Origin of the sequence: Thioalkalivibrio sulfidiphilus (genome assembly GCF_000377945.1) — a bacterium.
In the GTDB taxonomy this organism is placed as follows: domain Bacteria; phylum Pseudomonadota; class Gammaproteobacteria; order Ectothiorhodospirales; family Ectothiorhodospiraceae; genus Thioalkalivibrio_A; species Thioalkalivibrio_A sulfidiphilus_A.
The window spans coordinates 64,902-82,418 of sequence record NZ_KB898930.1; the positions used below are offsets into that span (position 1 = coordinate 64,902).

Sequence of the window (17,517 nt, forward strand, 5' to 3'; positions counted from 1 at the left end):
CGCTGGCTTACCTCCGGGACGTTTAGGTTCCGGTTATCGATAATTCATTCGCGCTCATTTGCGTTCATTCGCGGACCCCTACAACGGCCCACCGGCTATACTGGCCCGCCAGTGATGCCACCAGCCCGGAGACCCGCCATGACCCGTATCGGTACCCCCCTCTCGCCTTCCGCCACCCGTGTGATGCTGCTAGGTGCCGGGGAACTGGGCAAGGAAGTGATCATCGCCCTGCAGCGGCTGGGGGTGGAGGTGATCGCTGTGGATCGCTATGAGAACGCCCCGGGGCACCAGGTGGCCCACCGGGCCCACGTGATCCCCATGACCGATGCCAGCGCCCTGCGGGAACTGGTGCTCCGGGAGAAGCCGGATCTGATCGTGCCGGAGATCGAGGCCATCGCCACCGATGAACTGGCGCGCATCGAGGCGGAGGGGATCGCCCGGGTGATCCCCACGGCCCGGGCCACCCAGCTGACCATGAACCGGGAGGGCATCCGGCGCCTGGCCGCCGAGGAGCTGGGGCTTCAGACCTCCCGCTATGCCTTTGCCGACTCCCTGGAATCGCTGACCGCCGCCATCGACGGCGGCATCGGCTACCCCTGCATCATCAAGCCGGTGATGTCCTCCTCGGGCAAGGGACAGTCCCTGGTGGCGGACGCCTCGGAACTGGCCAAGGCCTGGGACTACGCCCGCTCCGCCGGTCGGGTGGACCAGGGGCGGGTGATCGTCGAGGCGGTGGTGGAATTCGACTTCGAGATCACCCTGCTGACGGTACGATCCAGGGGCGGGGACGGCAACATACGCACCGATTTCTGCGCCCCGGTGGGCCACCGCCAGGTGAAGGGCGACTACGTGGAGAGCTGGCAGCCCCAGCCCATGAGCGAGACAGCCCTGGACAAGGCCCGGGAGATGGCGGCGGCGGTGACCGGCGCCCTGGGCGGGCAGGGGCTGTTCGGGGTGGAGTTCTTCGTGCGCGGCGACGAGGTCTGGTTCAGCGAGGTGAGCCCCCGGCCCCATGACACGGGCCTGGTGACCCTGGCCACCCAGTGGCAGAGCGAGTTCGAGTTGCACGCCCGGGCGATCCTGGGGCTTCCAGTGGACACGCGCCTGCGCAATCCCGGCGCCAGCGCGGTGATCTACGGCGGCGTGGAGGCGCAGGGCGTGGCCTTCGAGGGCGTGGACCAGGCGCTCGCCGTGCCGGGCACGGATTTGCGTCTGTTCGGCAAGCCGGAGGCCTTCGAACGCCGCCGCATGGGGGTGGCTGTGGCCCACGGGGATGACATCGAGGATTGCCGCGCCCGTGCCCGGGAGGCTGCGGGGCGGGTCAGGGTGGTTCTGGATAACTGAAGATCCGGGTCCGCAAATGAACGCAAAAGGACGCGAATAAGGGACTCAAAAACAGGAACGTAACACTAACGTCGCGGACGCCAAGGTTCGCTGGATGCCTGAATCATCCTCGCCCCCTCAGCGGTTTTGTTCATGCTAAAGGGTTAATTCGCGTCCATTTGCGTTCATTCGCGGACCAAATTTCAATAGTTCAGGGCCGTTGCAGCGGCTCTTCCACCTGGCGGCGTTTGTCCGGGCCGGCGAGCAGTTCGATCAGGTCCAGGGCGAAGTCCATGGCCGTGCCGGGGCCCTTGGAGGTGATGACGTTGCCGTCGCGCTGCACGGCGGCGGCGGTGAGCTTCGTGTCCGATCCCAGGTCCATGGCCTCCAGCACGCCGGGGTAGGCGGTGGCCTGCTTGCCCTTGAGCAGTCCGGCGTTCGCCAGCACCTTGGGGGCGGCGCAGATGGCGCCCACGTAGCGGCCCTCGGCGGCCAGTTTCTTCAGCAGGGCGTGGATGCGCGGGTCGGCATTGAGGTGGTCGGCGCCGGGCAGGCCGCCGGGCAGAACCATGAGGTCGTAGCGGCCGTCCCTGGCCTCGTCGAGGGTTTGATCGGGCAGGATCGTGGTGCCGCGGGAGCAGCGTACCGGGCCCGGTTCCAGGCCGGCGGTGACCACGTTGAAGCCGGCGCGGCGGAACAGGTCGATCAGGGTGACGGCTTCGAGCTCCTCGCAGCCGTTGGCGAGGGGGATAAGGATGCTTGCCATAGGGGGATCGCCTCCTTCCGTGTCAGGTATTCGCTCACGGGCACCAGTTCGATACCCGCTTCATGGAGTGTAGCGAGTCTGCGTTCCAACACATCCAGGGTGGCGCCGTAGGGGTGGCCGATGGCCAGGGCGTGACCGCGCCGCTGGGCCAGGCTGATGAGCTGATCCATCTGGGCCTCGACGAATTCCTCGTTGTCCGGGAGGGTGTCGAGGAATACGTCGCGACGGGTGGCGGGCAGACCGTGGTGCAGGGCCACCCGTTGGGCCACGCTCAGGGCCGTGGTCCGGCTGTCGACGAAATACAGGCCGTTTTGCGTCGCCAGTTCCGCCATGAACCAGTCCATGTAGCCGATGTGCCGGGTGAGCAGGCTGCCCATGTGGTTGTTCACGCCCCGCACGTGGGGCACGGAGGCCAGTGCCGCCAGGAAGGTTTCCCGCAGCGCCTCGCGTTCCATGTCCACGGTGATGGCACCCGGGCCGAGGGGGAAAGGATGAGTGGCTTGCATGGGCAGGTGCAACATCACTTCCTTGCCCACATGGTCGGCCTCTTCCGCGAGGCGGCGGGCGAAGGGGGTGTGGGGAAGGATGGCCACGGTGACGGGGCCGGGCAGGGCCAGAGTGCGACGATCGGGACCGAGCTGGTTGCCCAGGTCGTCGATGATGATGGCGATGAAAGGTCGCGGCGGCTCCAGGGCCTGGCTGGCGCCTGTCCAGAGCCACAGGCCCGGGAGCAGGATCGCCAGCCAGAGCGGCTGAAGCCGCCGCGAACCCCGCCGCATCAGCGGCGGGCCTGGAGAATGGTCAGCCCCTTGAGCAGGTTGAGGGCCTCGTAGAGCTGGTAGTCGCGCTGGGCCAGGGAGCCGTTGTCGACGGGCTGCTCGCCGGCCTCCTCGGTGGCGCGCTGGCGCTGCAGGTGACGCTGCAGGGAGGCCTCGGTCACCGGGCGGGAGCCGTCGGTCTCCGCGGCGCTGACCTGCAGGCGCTCGAGCTTGATGTCAGGCTCGATGCCCTCGGCCTGTATGGAGCGGCCCTCGGGGGTGTAGTAGCGGGCGGTGGTGAGCTTGAGCGCGGTGTCCTGACGCAGCGGCAGGATGGTCTGCACCGAGCCCTTGCCGAAGGTGCGGGTGCCCATGATCACGGCGCGCTGGTGGTCCTGCAGGGCGCCGGCGACGATCTCGGAGGCGGAGGCGGAGCCCTCGTTGACCAGTACCACCATGGGCGCGCCCTTGAGCACGTCGCCGGGGGAGGCCTGGTAGCGGAACTGGGCGTCGGCGGTGCGGCCCTCGGTATAGACGATCAGGCCGTCTTCCAGGAAGGCATCGGAGACACCCACGGCGCCGTTGAGCACGCCGCCCGGGTTGTTGCGCAGGTCCAGGATCAGGCCGCGCAGGCCGTTGCCCTCGCGCTGCAGCTTGTTGATCTCCTCCACCAGGTTCTGGGCGGTGCGGGACTGGAAGTTGCTGATGCGCACGTAGGCGAAGCCGGGCTCCAGCATCTCGCTGCGCACGCTGCGCACCCGGATGGTGTCGCGGGTGAGGGTGATGCGGATGGGCTGTTCGGCGCCCTCGCGCATGATGGTCAGGGTGATGTCGGTGCCCTTGGGGCCGCGCATCATGTTGACCGCCTCATTGAGGGTCATGCCCTTCACCGGCCGGTCGTCCAGACGGATGATCAGATCACCGGCGCGCACGCCGGCGCGGCTCGCCGGGGTGTCGTCGATGGGGGCGATCACCTTGACGAAGCCGTCCTCCATGCCCACCTCGAGACCCAGGCCACCGAACTCGCCGCTGGTGCCGATCTGCAGGTCCTGGAAGTCCCTGGGGGTCAGGTAGCTGGAGTGGGGATCGAGGCCGGAGAGCATGCCGCGGATGGCGTTCTCCAGCAGGGTGGTGTCGTCCACGTAATCCACGTAGTTGCGCTTGATGCGCATGTAGACGTCGGTGAAGGCGCGCAAGTCCTCAAGGGGGATGGCCTCGTTTTCCTGCTTGTTGGCGAAGACCCCGAAGGACAGGCTGAGCGCGAAACCCAGCAGGATGCCCGTCAGAACCCCAGCGCTGATCCGGGTGGTCGGTTTCATACGGCAATTCTCCACGGCGTTGGGCCGCACCTCTCCGGGCGGCCCCGTTGACTCCGATCATAACACCCCCGATCTGACCCGCCTATCGCACCGGCCCGGGCCGGTGACCGCCGGTCAGCTCATTGGAGCCGGGCGGCGATCGGGCGGGGGAGCAGTGGTGGCTTGGCGGTCAGCGCCGGGAGGAAGGACCGGCGATTAGTACCTTAGAGTCGCACCAGCGGTCAGGGTTCAGCGGCTTGCCCTGGTGGCGGATCTCGAAGTAGAGCCCGCGGGTGTCGGCGGAGGGGCCATCGCCCACCCGGGCGATCAGTTCGCCGGCCTGCACCCAGTCGCCCGGGGCGCGGTAGAGGCTCTGGTTGTGGCCGTAGAGGGTCATGTAGCCGCCGCCGTGGTCGATGATGGTGAGCAGGCCGTAGCCACGCATCCAGTCGGCGAACACCACCCGGCCGTGGTGGATGGCGTGCACCGGGTCGCCTGGCGCGGCGTCGATGATGACGCCGCGCCAGGTCAGTCCTGCCTGGCCGCTGCGGGGGCTGCCGAAGCGGGCATTGAGCCTGCCGGCGGTGGGCCAGGGCAGCTTGCCCCGGCGCCCGGCGAAGGGTTCGTCCAGGGCGCTGTAGGCGGGGATGTCGCGCAGGGCGTTGTCCAGGGAGCGCAGCAGCTGTTCGAGTTCCTTCTCATCCTCCTCCAGCCGTCGCAGGCTGCTGCCGGCGGCGGCCATCTCGGCTTCGAGCCTCGCCAGCAGGCGACGGCGCTCGGCGCGGCCCTGTTCGAGCTCATCGCGCAGCGCCTGGCGCCGGGCCCGGTCCGCGGCCAGGGCCTCCCGGGAGGCCCGGACCTCGTCGCTCAGACGCGCCAGGCGCTCCAGGTCCGCCCGGGCGGCAACGATGCGTTCGCCCCGGGCCTCGTTGAAATGCTGGTAGTAGACCAGCAGGCGGCCCACCACGGCGGGGTCTTCCTGGTTGAGCAGCAGGCGCAGACGGTCCTGGCGTCCGGTGAGGTAGGCGGCGCGCAGCTGGCGGGAAAGCTGCTCCAGCTGGGTGGCCAGCCGTTCACGCTCCCGGGCGTGTTCCGCCTCCAGGTCCTTGAGCCGACTCTCGGCGCCGGCCATGTCCCGTTCCACCCGGGCCAGGGCCTGGTCCACCCGGGCGATCTCCTGATCGCTTTGCCGCAGGGCGGCCTCCGCCCGGCCTTGCTCGCCCCGGGCGGCCTCCATGCGCTGGCGCAGGGCGGACATCTCCTTCTGCACCTGCTCCAGGCGGCGGGTGGCGTCGGCGCGCTCGTCGGCGGCCAAGGCGGTGGGTAGGGCCAGCAGCAGGGACAGGGCGAGTGCGGTCAGGAGGGCGGTTAGGCGCACGGGAAATGTTGAATTTTACGGGGTTGGCATATAACTTAATCAGTTCTTTATTATATTGCACAGAGTTGCCCGTGATATTTCAGCGCGGGCGCCATGATCGAGGCCTCCCATACCCATGAATGCTAGCGCGATCCATCCCGAACTGATGACCCAGGAAGAAGATATCGAGCGTGCTTCCCGGTCACTCAAGGCCATGTCCCATCCCCTGCGTCTCAAGATCCTGTGCATCCTCGGCGACCGCGAGGTCAGTGTCCAGGAGATCGTCGACAATGTGGGCACCTCCCAGAGCAACATCTCCCAGCACCTGGCCATCCTGCGTGACAAGGGTATCCTGGCCTCCCGCAAGGACGCCAACCGGGTCTACTACCGGGTGGGCGACGCGCGTACACTGCGCCTGATCGGCATGATGCAGGAAGTCTTCTGCCGGTCCGCCTGATCCACCCACCCGACTGCTCGGAGCCGACTGTCCCTCATGGAACAGATCCTGGAGTTTTCCCGCAATAACCCCATCCTGATCATCGCCCTGCTCGCCATCATGGGCATGATTGTGTTCACCGAGACCAAGCGCCTCTCGCGCCGTTATCAGAATCTGCCGCCGGCCCAGGCGGTGCGCGCCATGAACGAGGAAGGCAGCCTGATCCTGGACGTGCGCGAGAACGCCGAGGTGCGTTCCGGGCGCATCAAGGGCGCCAAGCACATCCCTCTGAAAGAGCTGAAAGACCGCCTCAACGAGCTGTCCAAGTACAAGGACAAGTCCGTGGTGGTCTACTGCCGCAGCGGCAACCGCTCCGCCCAGGCCTGCGACATCCTCACCAGCAACGGGTTCGAGAAGGTGGTCAACCTGCACGGCGGCATGATGGCCTGGCAGGCCAACAACATGCCCGTGAGCAAGAAGTGATGGAGCGCGCCATGGCCGAGACCCCCGCCGTCGTCATCTACACCAGCGGTTTCTGCCCCTACTGCATGTGGGCGCGGCGCATGCTCTCCGACAAGGGCGTGGCCTTCGAGGAGATCCGCGTGGACCGGGAGCCCGGTCAGCGCGCGGTGATGGAGCAGCGCAGCGGGCGCACCTCGGTACCGCAGATCTTCATCGGCGAATTCCACGTGGGCGGCTACGACGACATGGCCGCCCTGGACCGGGCCGGGCGCCTGGACCCCATGCTGGGCCTGACCTGAGCGAGGCACCATGAGCGAGGCACCCCACGTCGTCTGTCCCCATTGCGGCGGCGTCAACCGCCTGCCGACGGATAAGCCCGCCCGGGAGGCCCGCTGCGGCCGCTGCCACCAGGCCCTGTTCGACGGTCATCCCGCGGAACTGGACGCCGCCGGCCTGGAGCGCCAGATCTCCCGCAGCCACATCCCCGTGCTGGTGGACTTCTGGGCCCCCTGGTGCGGCCCCTGTAAGATGATGGCGCCGGCCTATGCCCAGGCCTGCCGGGAACTGGAGCCGGCCATGCGCGTGGCCAAGCTCGACACCCAGGCCTACCCCGATCCCGCCGCCCGCTTCGGCATCCGCGGCATCCCCACCCTGATCCTGTTCCACCAGGGCCGGGAAGTGGCCCGCACCAGCGGCGCCATGGACGCCCGATCCATCGTGGCCTGGGCGCGCGGGGCGCTGCGGGGCTGAAACGCTCGTAATCGCAAAAGCGAACCGCCAAGGAACGCCAAGGTCTGCGCGAAGGTTCGCGAAGGAATGCCTGATCAAGTAGCCCCTGGCGTCCTTGGCGCAGACCTTCGCGCCCTTCGCGGTTCGCTTTTCACGGGTGCCCATGAAGTTTGCCGGCCCCCGCGCAGCCGCCTATCATGTGCGGCCTGTCCCGCCTTCATATCAAGCCATCTTCCGGAGTCATCATGTCCGACAGCCAGCAGCCCGGCGCCGCCACCGAACAGCCCAAGACCGAATTCGCCCTGCAGAAGTTCTACCTCAAGGACGTCTCCCTGGAGTGCCCCCGTTCTCCCCAGGTGTTCACCGGTGAGTGGAAGCCCGAGACCAACGTGCAGTTGAACAGCCTGGCCCGTCCCCTGGACGACCAGGGCCTGTTCGAGGTGGAACTGACCCTGACCGTGACCACCAAGTCCGGCGGTGAGGTGGCCTACCTGGTGGAGGTCAAGCAGGCGGGCGTGTTCCTGGCCCGGGGCTTTCCCAAGGAGCAGATGGGTCACCTGCTGGCGGCCTACTGCCCGACCACCTTGTTCCCCTTCGCCCGCGAGGCCGTCACCGACCTGGTGAGCAAGGCCGGCTTCCCCCAGATGCTGCTGGCGCCGGTGAACTTCGACGCCCTCTACGCCCAGCAGCTTGCGCAGAATCATGCCGGCAAGGCAGGGGAAGAATCCGCGCCCGCCGGCGCGAGTCACTGAGGTCCGCGCCTCCATGAGCCAGCCACCCGTCGCAGTGCTGGGCGCCGGCTCCTGGGGCACTGCCCTGGCCATCCACCTGGCCCGCCAGGGCCACCGGGTGCGTCTCTGGGGCCGTGACCCCGAGGCCATGGCCGCCATGGCCGAGGCAAATTGCAATACCCGTTACCTGCCCGACGCGCCGTTCCCCCCGGGGCTGGAACCCACCGCGGATCTGGAAGCGGCGCTGCGCGAGACCACTTGCTGGCTGGTGGGGGTGCCCAGCCAGGCCTTCCGGGAGATGCTGCAGAAACTGGCCCCCTACCGGGACGACGCCCGGGTGCTGGTCTGGGCCACAAAGGGCCTGGAGGAACACAGCGGCCAGTGGCTGCACCAGGTGGTGGCCGAGGAGCTGGGGTTCAACTTTCCCTGCGCCGTGATCTCCGGACCCAGCTTCGCCAGGGAAGTGGCCCGGGGCCTGCCCACGGCGCTCACCGTGGCCTCCACCACCCCCGGCGTGGCCGAGCGGGTGGCCGAGTGGTTTCATGGCGAGCGCATGCGGGTCTACCTGAGCGACGATGTGCTGGGTGTGCAGCTGGGCGGGGCCTTCAAGAACGTGCTGGCCATCGCCGCCGGCATCTCCGACGGCCTGGGCTTCGGCGCCAACGCCCGGGCGGCGCTGATCACCCGGGGCCTGGCCGAACTGATGCGCCTGGGGGATGCCGCCGGCGCCCGCCGCGAGACCCTCATGGGCCTGTCCGGCCTCGGCGACCTGGTGCTCACCTGCACCGACGACCAGTCGCGCAACCGACGCCTCGGCCTGGCCCTGGGCCGGGGCGAGTCCCTGGACGCGGCGCTGGCCGCCATCGGCCAGGCGGTGGAGGGCGCGCGCACCGCCCGCATGGCGGTCTCCAAGGCCGCCGAACTGGGCGTGGACATGCCCATCTGCCACCAGGTGCACCGGGTGCTGTACGTGGGCCGCTCGGCCATCGAGGCGGTGGGGGAGCTGCTGGGCAGGGATCAGAAGCCGGAGTTTTAGTTGAAGTAAGAAGTGGGAATTTGGAAGTGGGAAGTAAAGGCCTTTAACTTCGCACTTCCCAATTTACACTTCCAACTTCAGTGCGGCAAAGCCGCACTGCCGCCACGCCTCATACACCATCACCGCCGCCGCATTGGAGAGGTTGAGGCTGCGGCTGCCGGGCGCCATGGGGATGCGCAGGCGGCGGTCTTCGGGCAGGCCATCCAGGATCTCCGCAGGCAGGCCGCGGGTCTCGGGGCCGAACAGGAAGGCGTCGCCGGGCCGGAAGGCAGGAGCCGAGTGGGGCAGGCTGGCCCGGGTGGTCAGGGCGAACATGCGCTCGGGCGCCACGGCTGACGCGAAGGCCGCGAGGCTGTCATACTCTGCCACCTGCGCCATGTCCCGATAATCCAGCCCCGCGCGTTTGAGTTTCGCCTCATCTAGGCTGAAGCCCAGGGGGTGGATCAGGTGCAGGCGGCAACCCGTGTTGGCGCACAGGCGCATGATGTTGCCCGTGTTGGGGGCGATCTCCGGTTGATAGAGGACCACGTGAAACATGACGGCTGAGCATTCCCGGCGCGACCCGCTGGCCATCGACTTCTGCGGTATGGATTTCGCCACGCCCCTGGTGCTGCTCTCCGGGTGCGTGGGATTCGGCGAGGAGTATACCCGGGTCGCTGGTTTCTCCAACCGTGACGTGGGCGCCGTGTGCTTGAAGGGCACCACCGGCCAGGCGCGCCTGGGCAACCTGCCCCACCGGGTGTACGAGACCCCCATGGGCATGCTCAACGCCATCGGCCTGCAGAACCCCGGCGTGGACAAGGTGGTGGACGAGATCCTGCCCACCCTGGATTTCGACGAGACCCGCTTCATCGCCAACGTCTCCGGCTCCACCATCGAGGAATACATCGCGGTGACCCGGCGCTTCGACGACTCGCCGGTGGACGCCATCGAGATCAACATCTCCTGCCCCAACGTGAAGGAGGGCGGCGTGGCTTTTGGCAACGACCCGGACATGTCCGCCCGGGTGGTGGCGGCCTGCCGCCAGGTGACGCAGAAGCCGCTCATCACCAAGCTCTCCCCCAACCAGACCGACATCGCCGAGAACGCCCGGCGCTGCATCGAGGCGGGCACCGACGCCTTCGCCGTGATCAACACCCTCATGGGCATGGCCATCGACGCCGAGTCCCGGGAGGCGGTGATCGGCAACAACCAGGGCGGCCTGTCCGGGCCGGCCATCAAACCCATCGCGCTGCTCAAGGTGCACCAGGTCTACCAGGTGGCGCGCCCCCACGGCGTGCCCATCATCGGACAGGGCGGCGTGACCTCGCCCAGCGACGCCCTGGAATTCCTCATCGCCGGCGCCAGCGCCGTGGGCGTCGGCACGGCGCTGTTCTACGACCCGCTGATCTGCAAGAAGATCAACCAGGGCATCCGGGACTATCTGGATCGCCATGGTCTGGCCAGCGTGGGCCAGCTCACCGGCAGCCTCACCCTGAACACCCCCCGCGCCTGCGGCTGAACCGGATTTCCTGCCGCAGGTCTTCTGCCGCCTCTGAGACATCCCCGCCGCGGGGCGTACTCGCGCCCGCCGATTCCGCATGCTTGTAGGTCGGGCTTCAGCCCGACTTGCGGCGTCTGACCGAGCCATGGCTGTCGGCCTGAAGGCCAAGCTCCGACGACGCTTGTCCCGGAAGACGCTGGGACCGGACTGGCCGGGAGGCCGCAGGCATCGTGATGATGGGATGCACTGTCCGCGTCAGACGGAGACCTGGAATCGGCCGCATCCTGCCAGGCCAGTACGGTGACCCCAGAGGTTTCACCGTCAGCATCGAAGCCCCAACTTTTTTATTGACAGCAGGAAGTTAGTCTGCAAACCTCAGGTGTTATAAGAACCAAAGGGAGCGGGCTCGCCCGATTATTCTGTGAATTACTTCTCAAATTCAGTTTTGAGTCGGTTGATGGTGCCATGATGGGCCTGCACAGACTGTTGCCAGGATGGGGTCGCGCGAACAAGACCGTCTCCCTGTGTCTGGGCGACGGACACCTCGCCCTGGCAGCCCTCTCCACCGACGGGCAGCTGCACACCGAAAGCACCCCTGTCGCCAGCCGCGCCGAGGCCGCTGCCCTGCTCACCCGATGGGTGGAGCAGCAGGGTCTGCGTCGTGCGCCTGCCGTCATCACCCTGGAGCCGGGCAGCTACAGCCTCATGCAGATGGAGCGTCCCGCGGTGGAGGCCGGTGAACTGGCCGCCGCGGTGCGTTGGCGGGTGCGCGACCTGATCGATTTCCCCCTGGACGAAGCCATCACCGACGTCTTTGAGCTGCCCGCGCACGCTCAGCGGGGACGCACACCCATGATCAATGTGGTGGTGGCGCGGGCCGAGGCCCTGCGCGCCCAGGTGGCGCTGGCCGAATCCGCGGGGCTTGCCCCCTGGAAGATCGACGTGGCGGAGCTGGCCCTGCGCAACCTGGCCGAACGCCAGACCCAGGGCAATGAGACCGTGGCCAGCCTATTTCTCATGCCCCATCGAGGCATGGTTCAGATCACCCGCGCCGACAGTCTCTACCTCACCCGGGTGCTGGAGTACGGCAGCGAGGCCGTGATCAGTGCCGCCCGGGAAGGGGGCGGTGGCTTCGGCGGGCCCTATGACCGGGTGGCCCTGGAGCTGCAGCGCACCATGGATTATTACGACAGCCACTTCGGCGCGGCGCCGGTGAAGCGTCTCATCATCATGCCCCCGGGCGAGGAGATGGCCGCCCTCGCCGCCGGCGTGGGCGAGGGGGTGGGTCTGCCTGCAGGCGTACTGGACGTGGCAGGACTGTTTCCCGGGATCGCCGGTCAGGCGGCGCTGGACGCCCATGCCCTGCTGGCCCTGGGCGGGGTACTGAATGAGCCCACCCGTGTCAGGCCCGAAAAGGGTACTCAGACCGAGGCAGCGCGTGCGGAGGTGGCCCGGTGAGGCAGGAGATCAATCTCTACGGTCCGGCCCTGCTGGGACCCCGGGAACGTTTCTCGGCGCGTCAGCTGGGGATCGCGTTTCTGCTGGCCCTGGTGATCCTGCTGCTGTTCGGACTCTGGCAGCAGTGGCGCCTGGATCAGATGCGTGCCCGGGCCGATGCCCTGGAGGCGGAGGTGGCCGCCCTGGGTGCCCAGGTGGAACGGGTGGCCGCGACGCTCGCGGCGAGGGGTGCCAGTGATGCCCTGGCCCGGCAGGTGGAACGCCTGGAACGGGAGCGCGATGGTAAGCGCGCCCTGCTGGAACGCATCTCCGATGAATCCCTGGGCAACACGGCCGGGTTTTCGGCGCAGCTGGAAGGTCTGGGTCGACGTCATCCCGAGGGCCTGTGGCTGCAGCACATCCATCTCTCCCGGGGCGGCAGCGTGATTTCCCTGTCCGGGAACACCCTGCGTGCGGAACTGCTACCGCGCTACCTGCAGGCCCTGGCCGAGGAACCGGTGTTCGTGGGCACCACCTTCGACACCTTCAGCCTGCAGCGCCCCGAGGGCGCCCGTACACACAGCTTCACCCTGGTCACCCCCTGCATCGGTGCAGATGGCACACGGCTGCGGGGCGAGGACTGCCTGCGCGGGGAGGAGGGCCGATGAGCAACAAGGCCCAGGGCCCGGTCGCCCAGCTGGCCGCGCGCATCAACGGCCTGGCCCTGCGCGAGCGGTTGCTGCTCCTGGGCGTGGCGGTGGTGGTCACCGTGCTGGCGGCGGATGCCCTGTGGCTCGGTCCGATCCAGCGGTCGACCGTCGCGGAGACCCAGCGGCTGGAACGCCTGACCACCCAGCAACAGACGCTGATGAGCCGCCTGGAGGCCCTGAATGCCCAGGCGGCGGAAGACCCCAATGCCCGGTTGCGCGCACAGCTGGAGGTCCTGCGCGGCGAGGTGTCGGCGCTGGACGAGGCCCTGCTCGCCCGCACCCTGACCTTCGTCTCTCCCCGGCGCATGCCGGGGCTGCTGGAAGACCTGATCAGGGGCAGCGAGGGCCTGAGCCTGCTGGGCATGCGCAGCGAGCCCGCCACGCGGGTGGAGTCCCTGGCCGTGGGCGAGGGACTGCCGCCGGTCTACCGCCATGGCCTGGTCATGGAGCTTCAGGGGGATTACCTGGCCCTGCTGGCCTACCTGCGCACCGTGGAGGCACTGCCCTGGGGCTTGTTCTGGGAATCCCTGCGCATCGACAGCGAAGAGGCAGCCCCGGGGCGGTTCCGCATCCGGGTGTTCACCCTGAGTCTGGAGGAGGGCTGGATCGGTGTTTGAATGCAGTGGCAAGTGGCTGGTGGCGAGTGGCAAGGGAATGCGGCTGCTGTTGATTGGCGTGTGCCTGGCGCTCGCTTCAGCGAATCTCTGGGCTGAGACGGTGCGGGATCCGACGCGGCCGCCGGTGGCGGTGGAGCCGGTGCGTGCGGCACCCCAGCCGCCGGCGCGCAATTACACCCTGCAGTCCACCCGGGTCTCGGAGGAACGCCGCAGCGCGGTGATTAATGGGCGCGTGGTGGTGGAGGGGGATCAGATCGGCGGCGCGCGGGTACTGGGCATCGAACAGGCCCGGGTGCGCCTGCGCGACGCCCGGGGCGAGTTCAGCCTGGCCCTGGCCGTGCCCAAGGTCACCCGGCCTGCCCAGGCCCGCGAATACGATTACCTGGAAACGACATCCACAGAGGCAAGTCAATGATCACCAGGCCGAACACCCTCTTCCTGCTGGTCCTGCTGCTCGGCGGTCTCGGGCTCGGCGGGTGCGCCAGCAACCCCGCCCAGTCGCCGGCTCCGGAGACCCGGGCCGAGGCACCCCCGCCCGCGCCGGCTCCGGTGATACCACCGCCGGAGGTGACCGAGGCCCTGCTGCCACCGCTCGCCCTGCCCGAGACCCGGGCCCCGGCGGAACCGCGTTTTGACATCGATGTCACGGACGTGTCGGCCCGCGCGTTCTTCATGGGCCTGGTCAAGGACAGCCCCTACAACATGGTGGTGCATCCCTCGGTGGAGGGGCAGATCAGCCTGACCCTGTCCGGTGTCACCATCCCCGAGGTCATGGACGTGGTGCGCCAGGTCTACGGCTTTGAATATGAGCGCCACCGTACCGGCTACCTGGTGATGCCCGCCCGACTTCAGGCGCGCATCTTCCACGTGAACTATCTCAACCTGCGAAGGGACGGCGAGTCCCAGACCCGGGTCAGCTCCGGCGAGACCCGCCGCGACCGGGACGGACTGCAGGACGGCCTGGTGGGCGGCGCCCGCGGCAGCGCCGAGGCCTTTGGTACCCGGGTGCGCACCGAGACCGCTTCGGACTTCTGGAACGAGCTCGACTTCGCCCTGCGCTCCATCGTGGGCGACGGCGAGGGCCGCAGCGTGGTGGTCACGCCCCAGTCCAACCTGGTGGTGGTGCGCGGCCTGCCCTCGGAACTGCGCGAGGTGGAGGCCTATCTCGCCGACGTGCAGGGCAACATGAACCGGCAGGTGATCCTGGAGGCCAAGATCGTCGAGGTGGTGCTCTCCGACGGCTTCCAGGCGGGCATCAACTGGGCTGCCCTGGGCCGCCCGCGCAGCGACAGTGAACTGCTGTTCGGCCAGACCGGCGGCGGCACCATCTTCGGCGAGACCGGGCGCTCCGATATTGCCGGCCAGACCGGCAACCTGGACCCCAACAACCTGGACCCGGTGAACAACGCACTGACCTCCGCGTTTGGCGGGGTATTCTCAGTGGCCGCCCGGGTGGGCGACTTCACGGCCTTCATCGAACTGCTGGAGACCCAGGGCGAGGTGCAGGTGCTCTCGAGCCCGCGGGTCTCCACGGTGAACAACCAGAAGGCGGTGATCAAGGTGGGCGCGGACGAGTTCTTCGTCACCGACATCTCCTCCACCACCGTCGTCGGCACGGCGGCGACCACCTCGCCCAACGTGACCCTGACACCGTTCTTCTCCGGTATCGCCCTGGATGTGACCCCGCAGATCAGCCGCGAGGGTGACGTGATCCTGCACATCCATCCCACGGTGAGCGAGGTGACCGAGCAGTCCAAGAACCTGAGCCTGGGGGGCGACACCCAGTCGGTGCCCCTGGCCCTGTCCACAGTGCGCGAGTCCGACAGCATCGTGCGCGCCCGCAGCGGTCAGATCGTGGTGATCGGCGGCCTGATGACCGAGACCTCCCGGGACCGCCAGGCGAACACGCCGGTGCTGGGCCGGATTCCGGTGGTGGGCAACCTGTTCCGTCACACCCAGCGCAGCAGCCGCAAGACTGAGCTGGTGATCCTGTTGCGCCCCGTGGTGGTGGACCGGGACAGTGCCTGGGACCAGGCCCGGGGCTCGGAACGCATGCGTGAACTGATGAGGATGGAGTAAGACCGGCCATGTACGCCAGTCACTTCGGTCTTCGGGATGAACCCTTCCGGCTCACGCCGGACACGGCCTTCTATTTCGATTACCGGGCCCATCGGGAGGCGCTCAACGTACTCGTGCTGGCACTGCGCGCCGGGGAGGGTTTCGTCAAGGTCACCGGCGAGGTGGGCACGGGCAAGACCCTCCTGTGCCGCATGCTGATGGAGGCGCTGGAGGCGACTCACGTGACCGCCTATCTGCCCAACCCCTGCCTGACCGGCAACGGACTGCGCGCCGCCCTGGCCCGGGAGCTGGGCCTGGACCTGCCCCGCAACCTGGGACAGCACCGGGTGCTGGAGCGCATCCAGGAACATCTGCTGCACCTGGCCGCAGCGGGTCGGCGGGTGGTGGTGCTGCTGGACGAAGCCCAGGCCCTGCCCGACGAGAGCCTGGAGGCCCTGCGCCTGCTCACCAACCTGGAAACCGAGCGCCACAAGCTCCTGCAGGTGGTGCTGTTCGGGCAGCCTGAACTGGACGAACGCCTGGCCGGGTCACGGCTGCGCCAGTTGCGCCAGCGCATCAGCTTCAGCCACCGGCTCGAGCCCCTGGACCGCGCCGGCGTGACTCAGTATGTGCATCACCGCCTGGCCGTGGCGGGTGTGCCTGATCGATCCCTGTTCGGCCGCAGGGCCCTGGCGGCCCTGCATCGGGCCTCCCGTGGCATCCCGCGCCTGGTGAATATCCTTGCCCACAAGGCACTGCTCGCCGCCTACGGCGAGGGCGCGGCGCAGATCAGCCCGGGACACGTGCGTCGTGCCGCCCTGGACACCGAAGACGCCCGCAGGCCGGCATCCCTGCGGGGCTGGGCCCTGGCCGCGCTAGGCAGCGTGGGACTAGGGGCCGCCGCCGCAGCCCTGGGGGCCTGGCTGCCATGAGCCTGATCAACGACATGCTCCGTGATCTGGACCGTCGCCGGCCCGCGGGACAGACGGCGGTCATCGCCGGCGATGTTCGCCCCGTGCCCCGCGCCGGCAGGGCTGGACGGATTCCCTGGGGCGGGGTGCTGGCCCTGGCTGGCTTGGTGGGCATCGCGGGCGTGGCCTGGGTGGCGGCCTCCGGCCGGGAGGATGCCCTATCCGTGCAGCCTCTGGCGTTGGTCGAGACACTTCCAGAACAGCAAGCGCAGGGCTCGGAGCCCGCCTTGCAGGTGGCCATGCTGACGCCGGCGCCGGAAACACGAGCCACTGTCACGCCGCGTGTCCGATGGGTGGGTGTGGATTCCCAGCAGATGCCCGGCGAGACGCGCGTGAGCCTGCGCTTTTCCGCGTCAGTACCCGAGACGGTGGCACTGCAACGCGAGGGTGATGATGCCTATCTGCCGCTCACCGGCGTCGAACTGAGGGATGCGCCGGCCCTGCCGGTGGCGCCTGCCACGGGTCCCCTGGGCGGGCTTGGCATCAGTCATGAAGACGAGCCGATGTTGCAATTCCGCGCACGGCCCGGTTCCACGGTGGCGCTGGAGCGCGATGCTGACGGCCGTCGATTGACACTGGTGTTCCGTGCGCCGGAGTCGGCCGTGGCCATGGCCCCGTCCAGGGCGGAGCGAGTTGCCCACGCCGATAGCGCCAATCCCATGGAAGAGACACGCGCTTACGCAGGGAGCCGCACCGAGCCAACGCTGGCCGAGCCGCAGCGCCCGAGGCAGGTGGCGGCGCAGCCAGCCAACCCCGTGGCCCGGCGCAGCCACGCGGATCTCTATGCCCAGGCCATGGAGGCCGTGCGCCGGGGGGATCTGTCCACCGGCGAGCGCGAGTTGCGCCGGGTGCTGGAGCGGGCGCCCCATTTGCATGAGGCCCGGGAATCCCTGGCCACCCTGCTGGCCAGCGACGCCCGGGAGCAGGAGGCCATGGCCCTGCTGCAAGCGGGCCTGCGTGAGGCGCCGGCACGGTCCGAGTCCCGGGTCCTGCTGGCGCGACTCATGGCGGGGCGCAACGATCTGGACGGGGCGGTGGCGCTGCTGGAAGCGGGCGCCGGGGATGCCGAGACCCTGGCGGCGCTGGCGGCCCTGTACCAGCGACAGGGTCGTGCCGAGGCGGCCGTGGCCGCCTATCGGCGGGCCCTGTCGGCGCGCAACGACGTGGGCGGCTGGTGGGTGGGGCTGGGCATTGCCCTGGAGAGTGCCGGTTCGGCGGCGGGTGCACCCCAGGCCTACCGGCGTGCCCTGGCGCTGGGGGGGGTGGACCCGCGTCTGACGGACTACGCCCAGAGCCGTATCCTGGCCCTGGAGGGTCGGCCATGAAACAGACTCCATGGAGACTT

General features: G+C 68.5%; 20 protein-coding genes. 15 read left to right on the top strand and 5 right to left on the bottom strand.

Annotated elements, in window-relative coordinates:
• Positions 1-138: 138 nt before the first annotated feature.
• A complete protein-coding gene (purT, locus tag D580_RS0105660) occupies positions 139-1,344 on the top strand; it encodes a formate-dependent phosphoribosylglycinamide formyltransferase (RefSeq protein ID WP_018953459.1) in 1,206 nt (401 codons plus the stop codon).
• Positions 1,345-1,534: 190 nt separating this feature from the next.
• Here purT and D580_RS0105665 read toward each other — a convergent pair whose 3' ends face one another.
• The 4 genes from D580_RS0105665 to D580_RS16960 all read right to left on the bottom strand — a co-directional run bounded on the left by D580_RS0105665 (position 1,535) and on the right by D580_RS16960 (position 5,523).
• The gene (locus tag D580_RS0105665) at positions 1,535-2,089 is read right to left on the bottom strand and encodes a DJ-1 family glyoxalase III (RefSeq protein WP_018953460.1); all 555 of its coding nucleotides are present in this window, start codon (positions 2,087-2,089) and stop codon (positions 1,535-1,537) included.
• Positions 2,029-2,868, bottom strand: coding sequence for a divergent polysaccharide deacetylase family protein (locus tag D580_RS0105670; protein WP_018953461.1), 840 nt, complete (start codon positions 2,866-2,868; stop codon positions 2,029-2,031). The genes D580_RS0105665 and D580_RS0105670 overlap by 61 nt, the downstream gene beginning before the upstream one ends.
• Positions 2,868-4,166: a S41 family peptidase gene (locus tag D580_RS0105675; protein WP_018953462.1), complete on the bottom strand. Its 1,299-nt coding sequence runs from the start codon at positions 4,164-4,166 to the stop codon at positions 2,868-2,870. Before D580_RS0105675 ends, D580_RS0105670 begins: the two co-directional genes overlap by 1 nt.
• 169 nt (positions 4,167-4,335) lie before the next feature.
• Complete coding sequence (locus D580_RS16960; protein ID WP_018953463.1) at positions 4,336-5,523, bottom strand: murein hydrolase activator EnvC family protein; 1,188 nt, start codon at positions 5,521-5,523, stop codon at positions 4,336-4,338.
• A 115-nt stretch (positions 5,524-5,638) separates the two neighbouring features.
• Between D580_RS16960 and D580_RS0105685 the strand changes: the two genes are divergently transcribed.
• The 6 genes from D580_RS0105685 (at position 5,639) to D580_RS0105710 (ending at position 8,896) form a co-directional block, all read left to right on the top strand.
• Positions 5,639-5,959: an ArsR/SmtB family transcription factor gene (locus tag D580_RS0105685; protein WP_012639815.1), complete on the top strand. Its 321-nt coding sequence runs from the start codon at positions 5,639-5,641 to the stop codon at positions 5,957-5,959.
• A 36-nt stretch (positions 5,960-5,995) separates the two neighbouring features.
• Positions 5,996-6,421, top strand: coding sequence for a rhodanese-like domain-containing protein (locus D580_RS0105690; protein WP_018953465.1), 426 nt, complete (start codon positions 5,996-5,998; stop codon positions 6,419-6,421).
• Between the two features lie 11 nt (positions 6,422-6,432).
• Positions 6,433-6,699 (top strand): glutaredoxin 3, encoded by a 267-nt coding sequence (grxC, locus tag D580_RS0105695; protein WP_026289745.1) that lies wholly within the window; start codon positions 6,433-6,435, stop codon positions 6,697-6,699.
• 10 nt (positions 6,700-6,709) lie between these two features.
• Entirely contained in the window at positions 6,710-7,150 is a 441-nt protein-coding gene (trxC, locus tag D580_RS0105700; protein WP_018953467.1) for a thioredoxin TrxC, read from the top strand.
• Between the two features lie 224 nt (positions 7,151-7,374).
• Complete coding sequence (secB, locus tag D580_RS0105705; RefSeq protein WP_018953468.1) at positions 7,375-7,881, top strand: protein-export chaperone SecB; 507 nt, start codon at positions 7,375-7,377, stop codon at positions 7,879-7,881.
• Between the two features lie 13 nt (positions 7,882-7,894).
• A complete protein-coding gene (locus D580_RS0105710; RefSeq protein ID WP_026289746.1) occupies positions 7,895-8,896 on the top strand; it encodes an NAD(P)H-dependent glycerol-3-phosphate dehydrogenase in 1,002 nt (333 codons plus the stop codon).
• A 63-nt stretch (positions 8,897-8,959) separates the two neighbouring features.
• Here D580_RS0105710 and D580_RS0105715 read toward each other — a convergent pair whose 3' ends face one another.
• Positions 8,960-9,433: a tRNA (cytidine(34)-2'-O)-methyltransferase gene (locus D580_RS0105715; protein WP_018953470.1), complete on the bottom strand. Its 474-nt coding sequence runs from the start codon at positions 9,431-9,433 to the stop codon at positions 8,960-8,962.
• Between D580_RS0105715 and D580_RS0105720 the strand changes: the two genes are divergently transcribed.
• The 8 genes from D580_RS0105720 (at position 9,432) to D580_RS0105755 (ending at position 17,497) form a co-directional block, all read left to right on the top strand.
• On the top strand, positions 9,432-10,397 hold the full coding sequence (locus D580_RS0105720) for a dihydroorotate dehydrogenase (protein WP_018953471.1): 966 nt from the start codon (positions 9,432-9,434) through the stop codon (positions 10,395-10,397). The genes D580_RS0105715 and D580_RS0105720 overlap by 2 nt on opposite strands.
• A 447-nt stretch (positions 10,398-10,844) precedes the next feature.
• Complete coding sequence (gene pilM / locus D580_RS0105725; RefSeq protein ID WP_018953472.1) at positions 10,845-11,837, top strand: pilus assembly protein PilM; 993 nt, start codon at positions 10,845-10,847, stop codon at positions 11,835-11,837.
• Positions 11,834-12,484 (top strand): PilN domain-containing protein, encoded by a 651-nt coding sequence (locus D580_RS0105730; protein WP_018953473.1) that lies wholly within the window; start codon positions 11,834-11,836, stop codon positions 12,482-12,484. Before pilM ends, D580_RS0105730 begins: the two co-directional genes overlap by 4 nt.
• Positions 12,481-13,143 (top strand): hypothetical protein, encoded by a 663-nt coding sequence (locus D580_RS0105735; protein ID WP_018953474.1) that lies wholly within the window; start codon positions 12,481-12,483, stop codon positions 13,141-13,143. Before D580_RS0105730 ends, D580_RS0105735 begins: the two co-directional genes overlap by 4 nt.
• Positions 13,136-13,558, top strand: coding sequence for a hypothetical protein (locus D580_RS15830; RefSeq protein ID WP_155999737.1), 423 nt, complete (start codon positions 13,136-13,138; stop codon positions 13,556-13,558). Before D580_RS0105735 ends, D580_RS15830 begins: the two co-directional genes overlap by 8 nt.
• Entirely contained in the window at positions 13,555-15,222 is a 1,668-nt protein-coding gene (mshL, locus tag D580_RS0105745; protein ID WP_018953476.1) for a pilus (MSHA type) biogenesis protein MshL, read from the top strand. Before D580_RS15830 ends, mshL begins: the two co-directional genes overlap by 4 nt.
• A gap of 8 nt (positions 15,223-15,230) precedes the next feature.
• Positions 15,231-16,133 (top strand): ExeA family protein, encoded by a 903-nt coding sequence (locus D580_RS0105750; RefSeq protein WP_018953477.1) that lies wholly within the window; start codon positions 15,231-15,233, stop codon positions 16,131-16,133.
• Complete coding sequence (locus D580_RS0105755; RefSeq protein WP_018953478.1) at positions 16,130-17,497, top strand: tetratricopeptide repeat protein; 1,368 nt, start codon at positions 16,130-16,132, stop codon at positions 17,495-17,497. The genes D580_RS0105750 and D580_RS0105755 overlap by 4 nt, the downstream gene beginning before the upstream one ends.
• Positions 17,498-17,517: the final 20 nt, after the last annotated feature.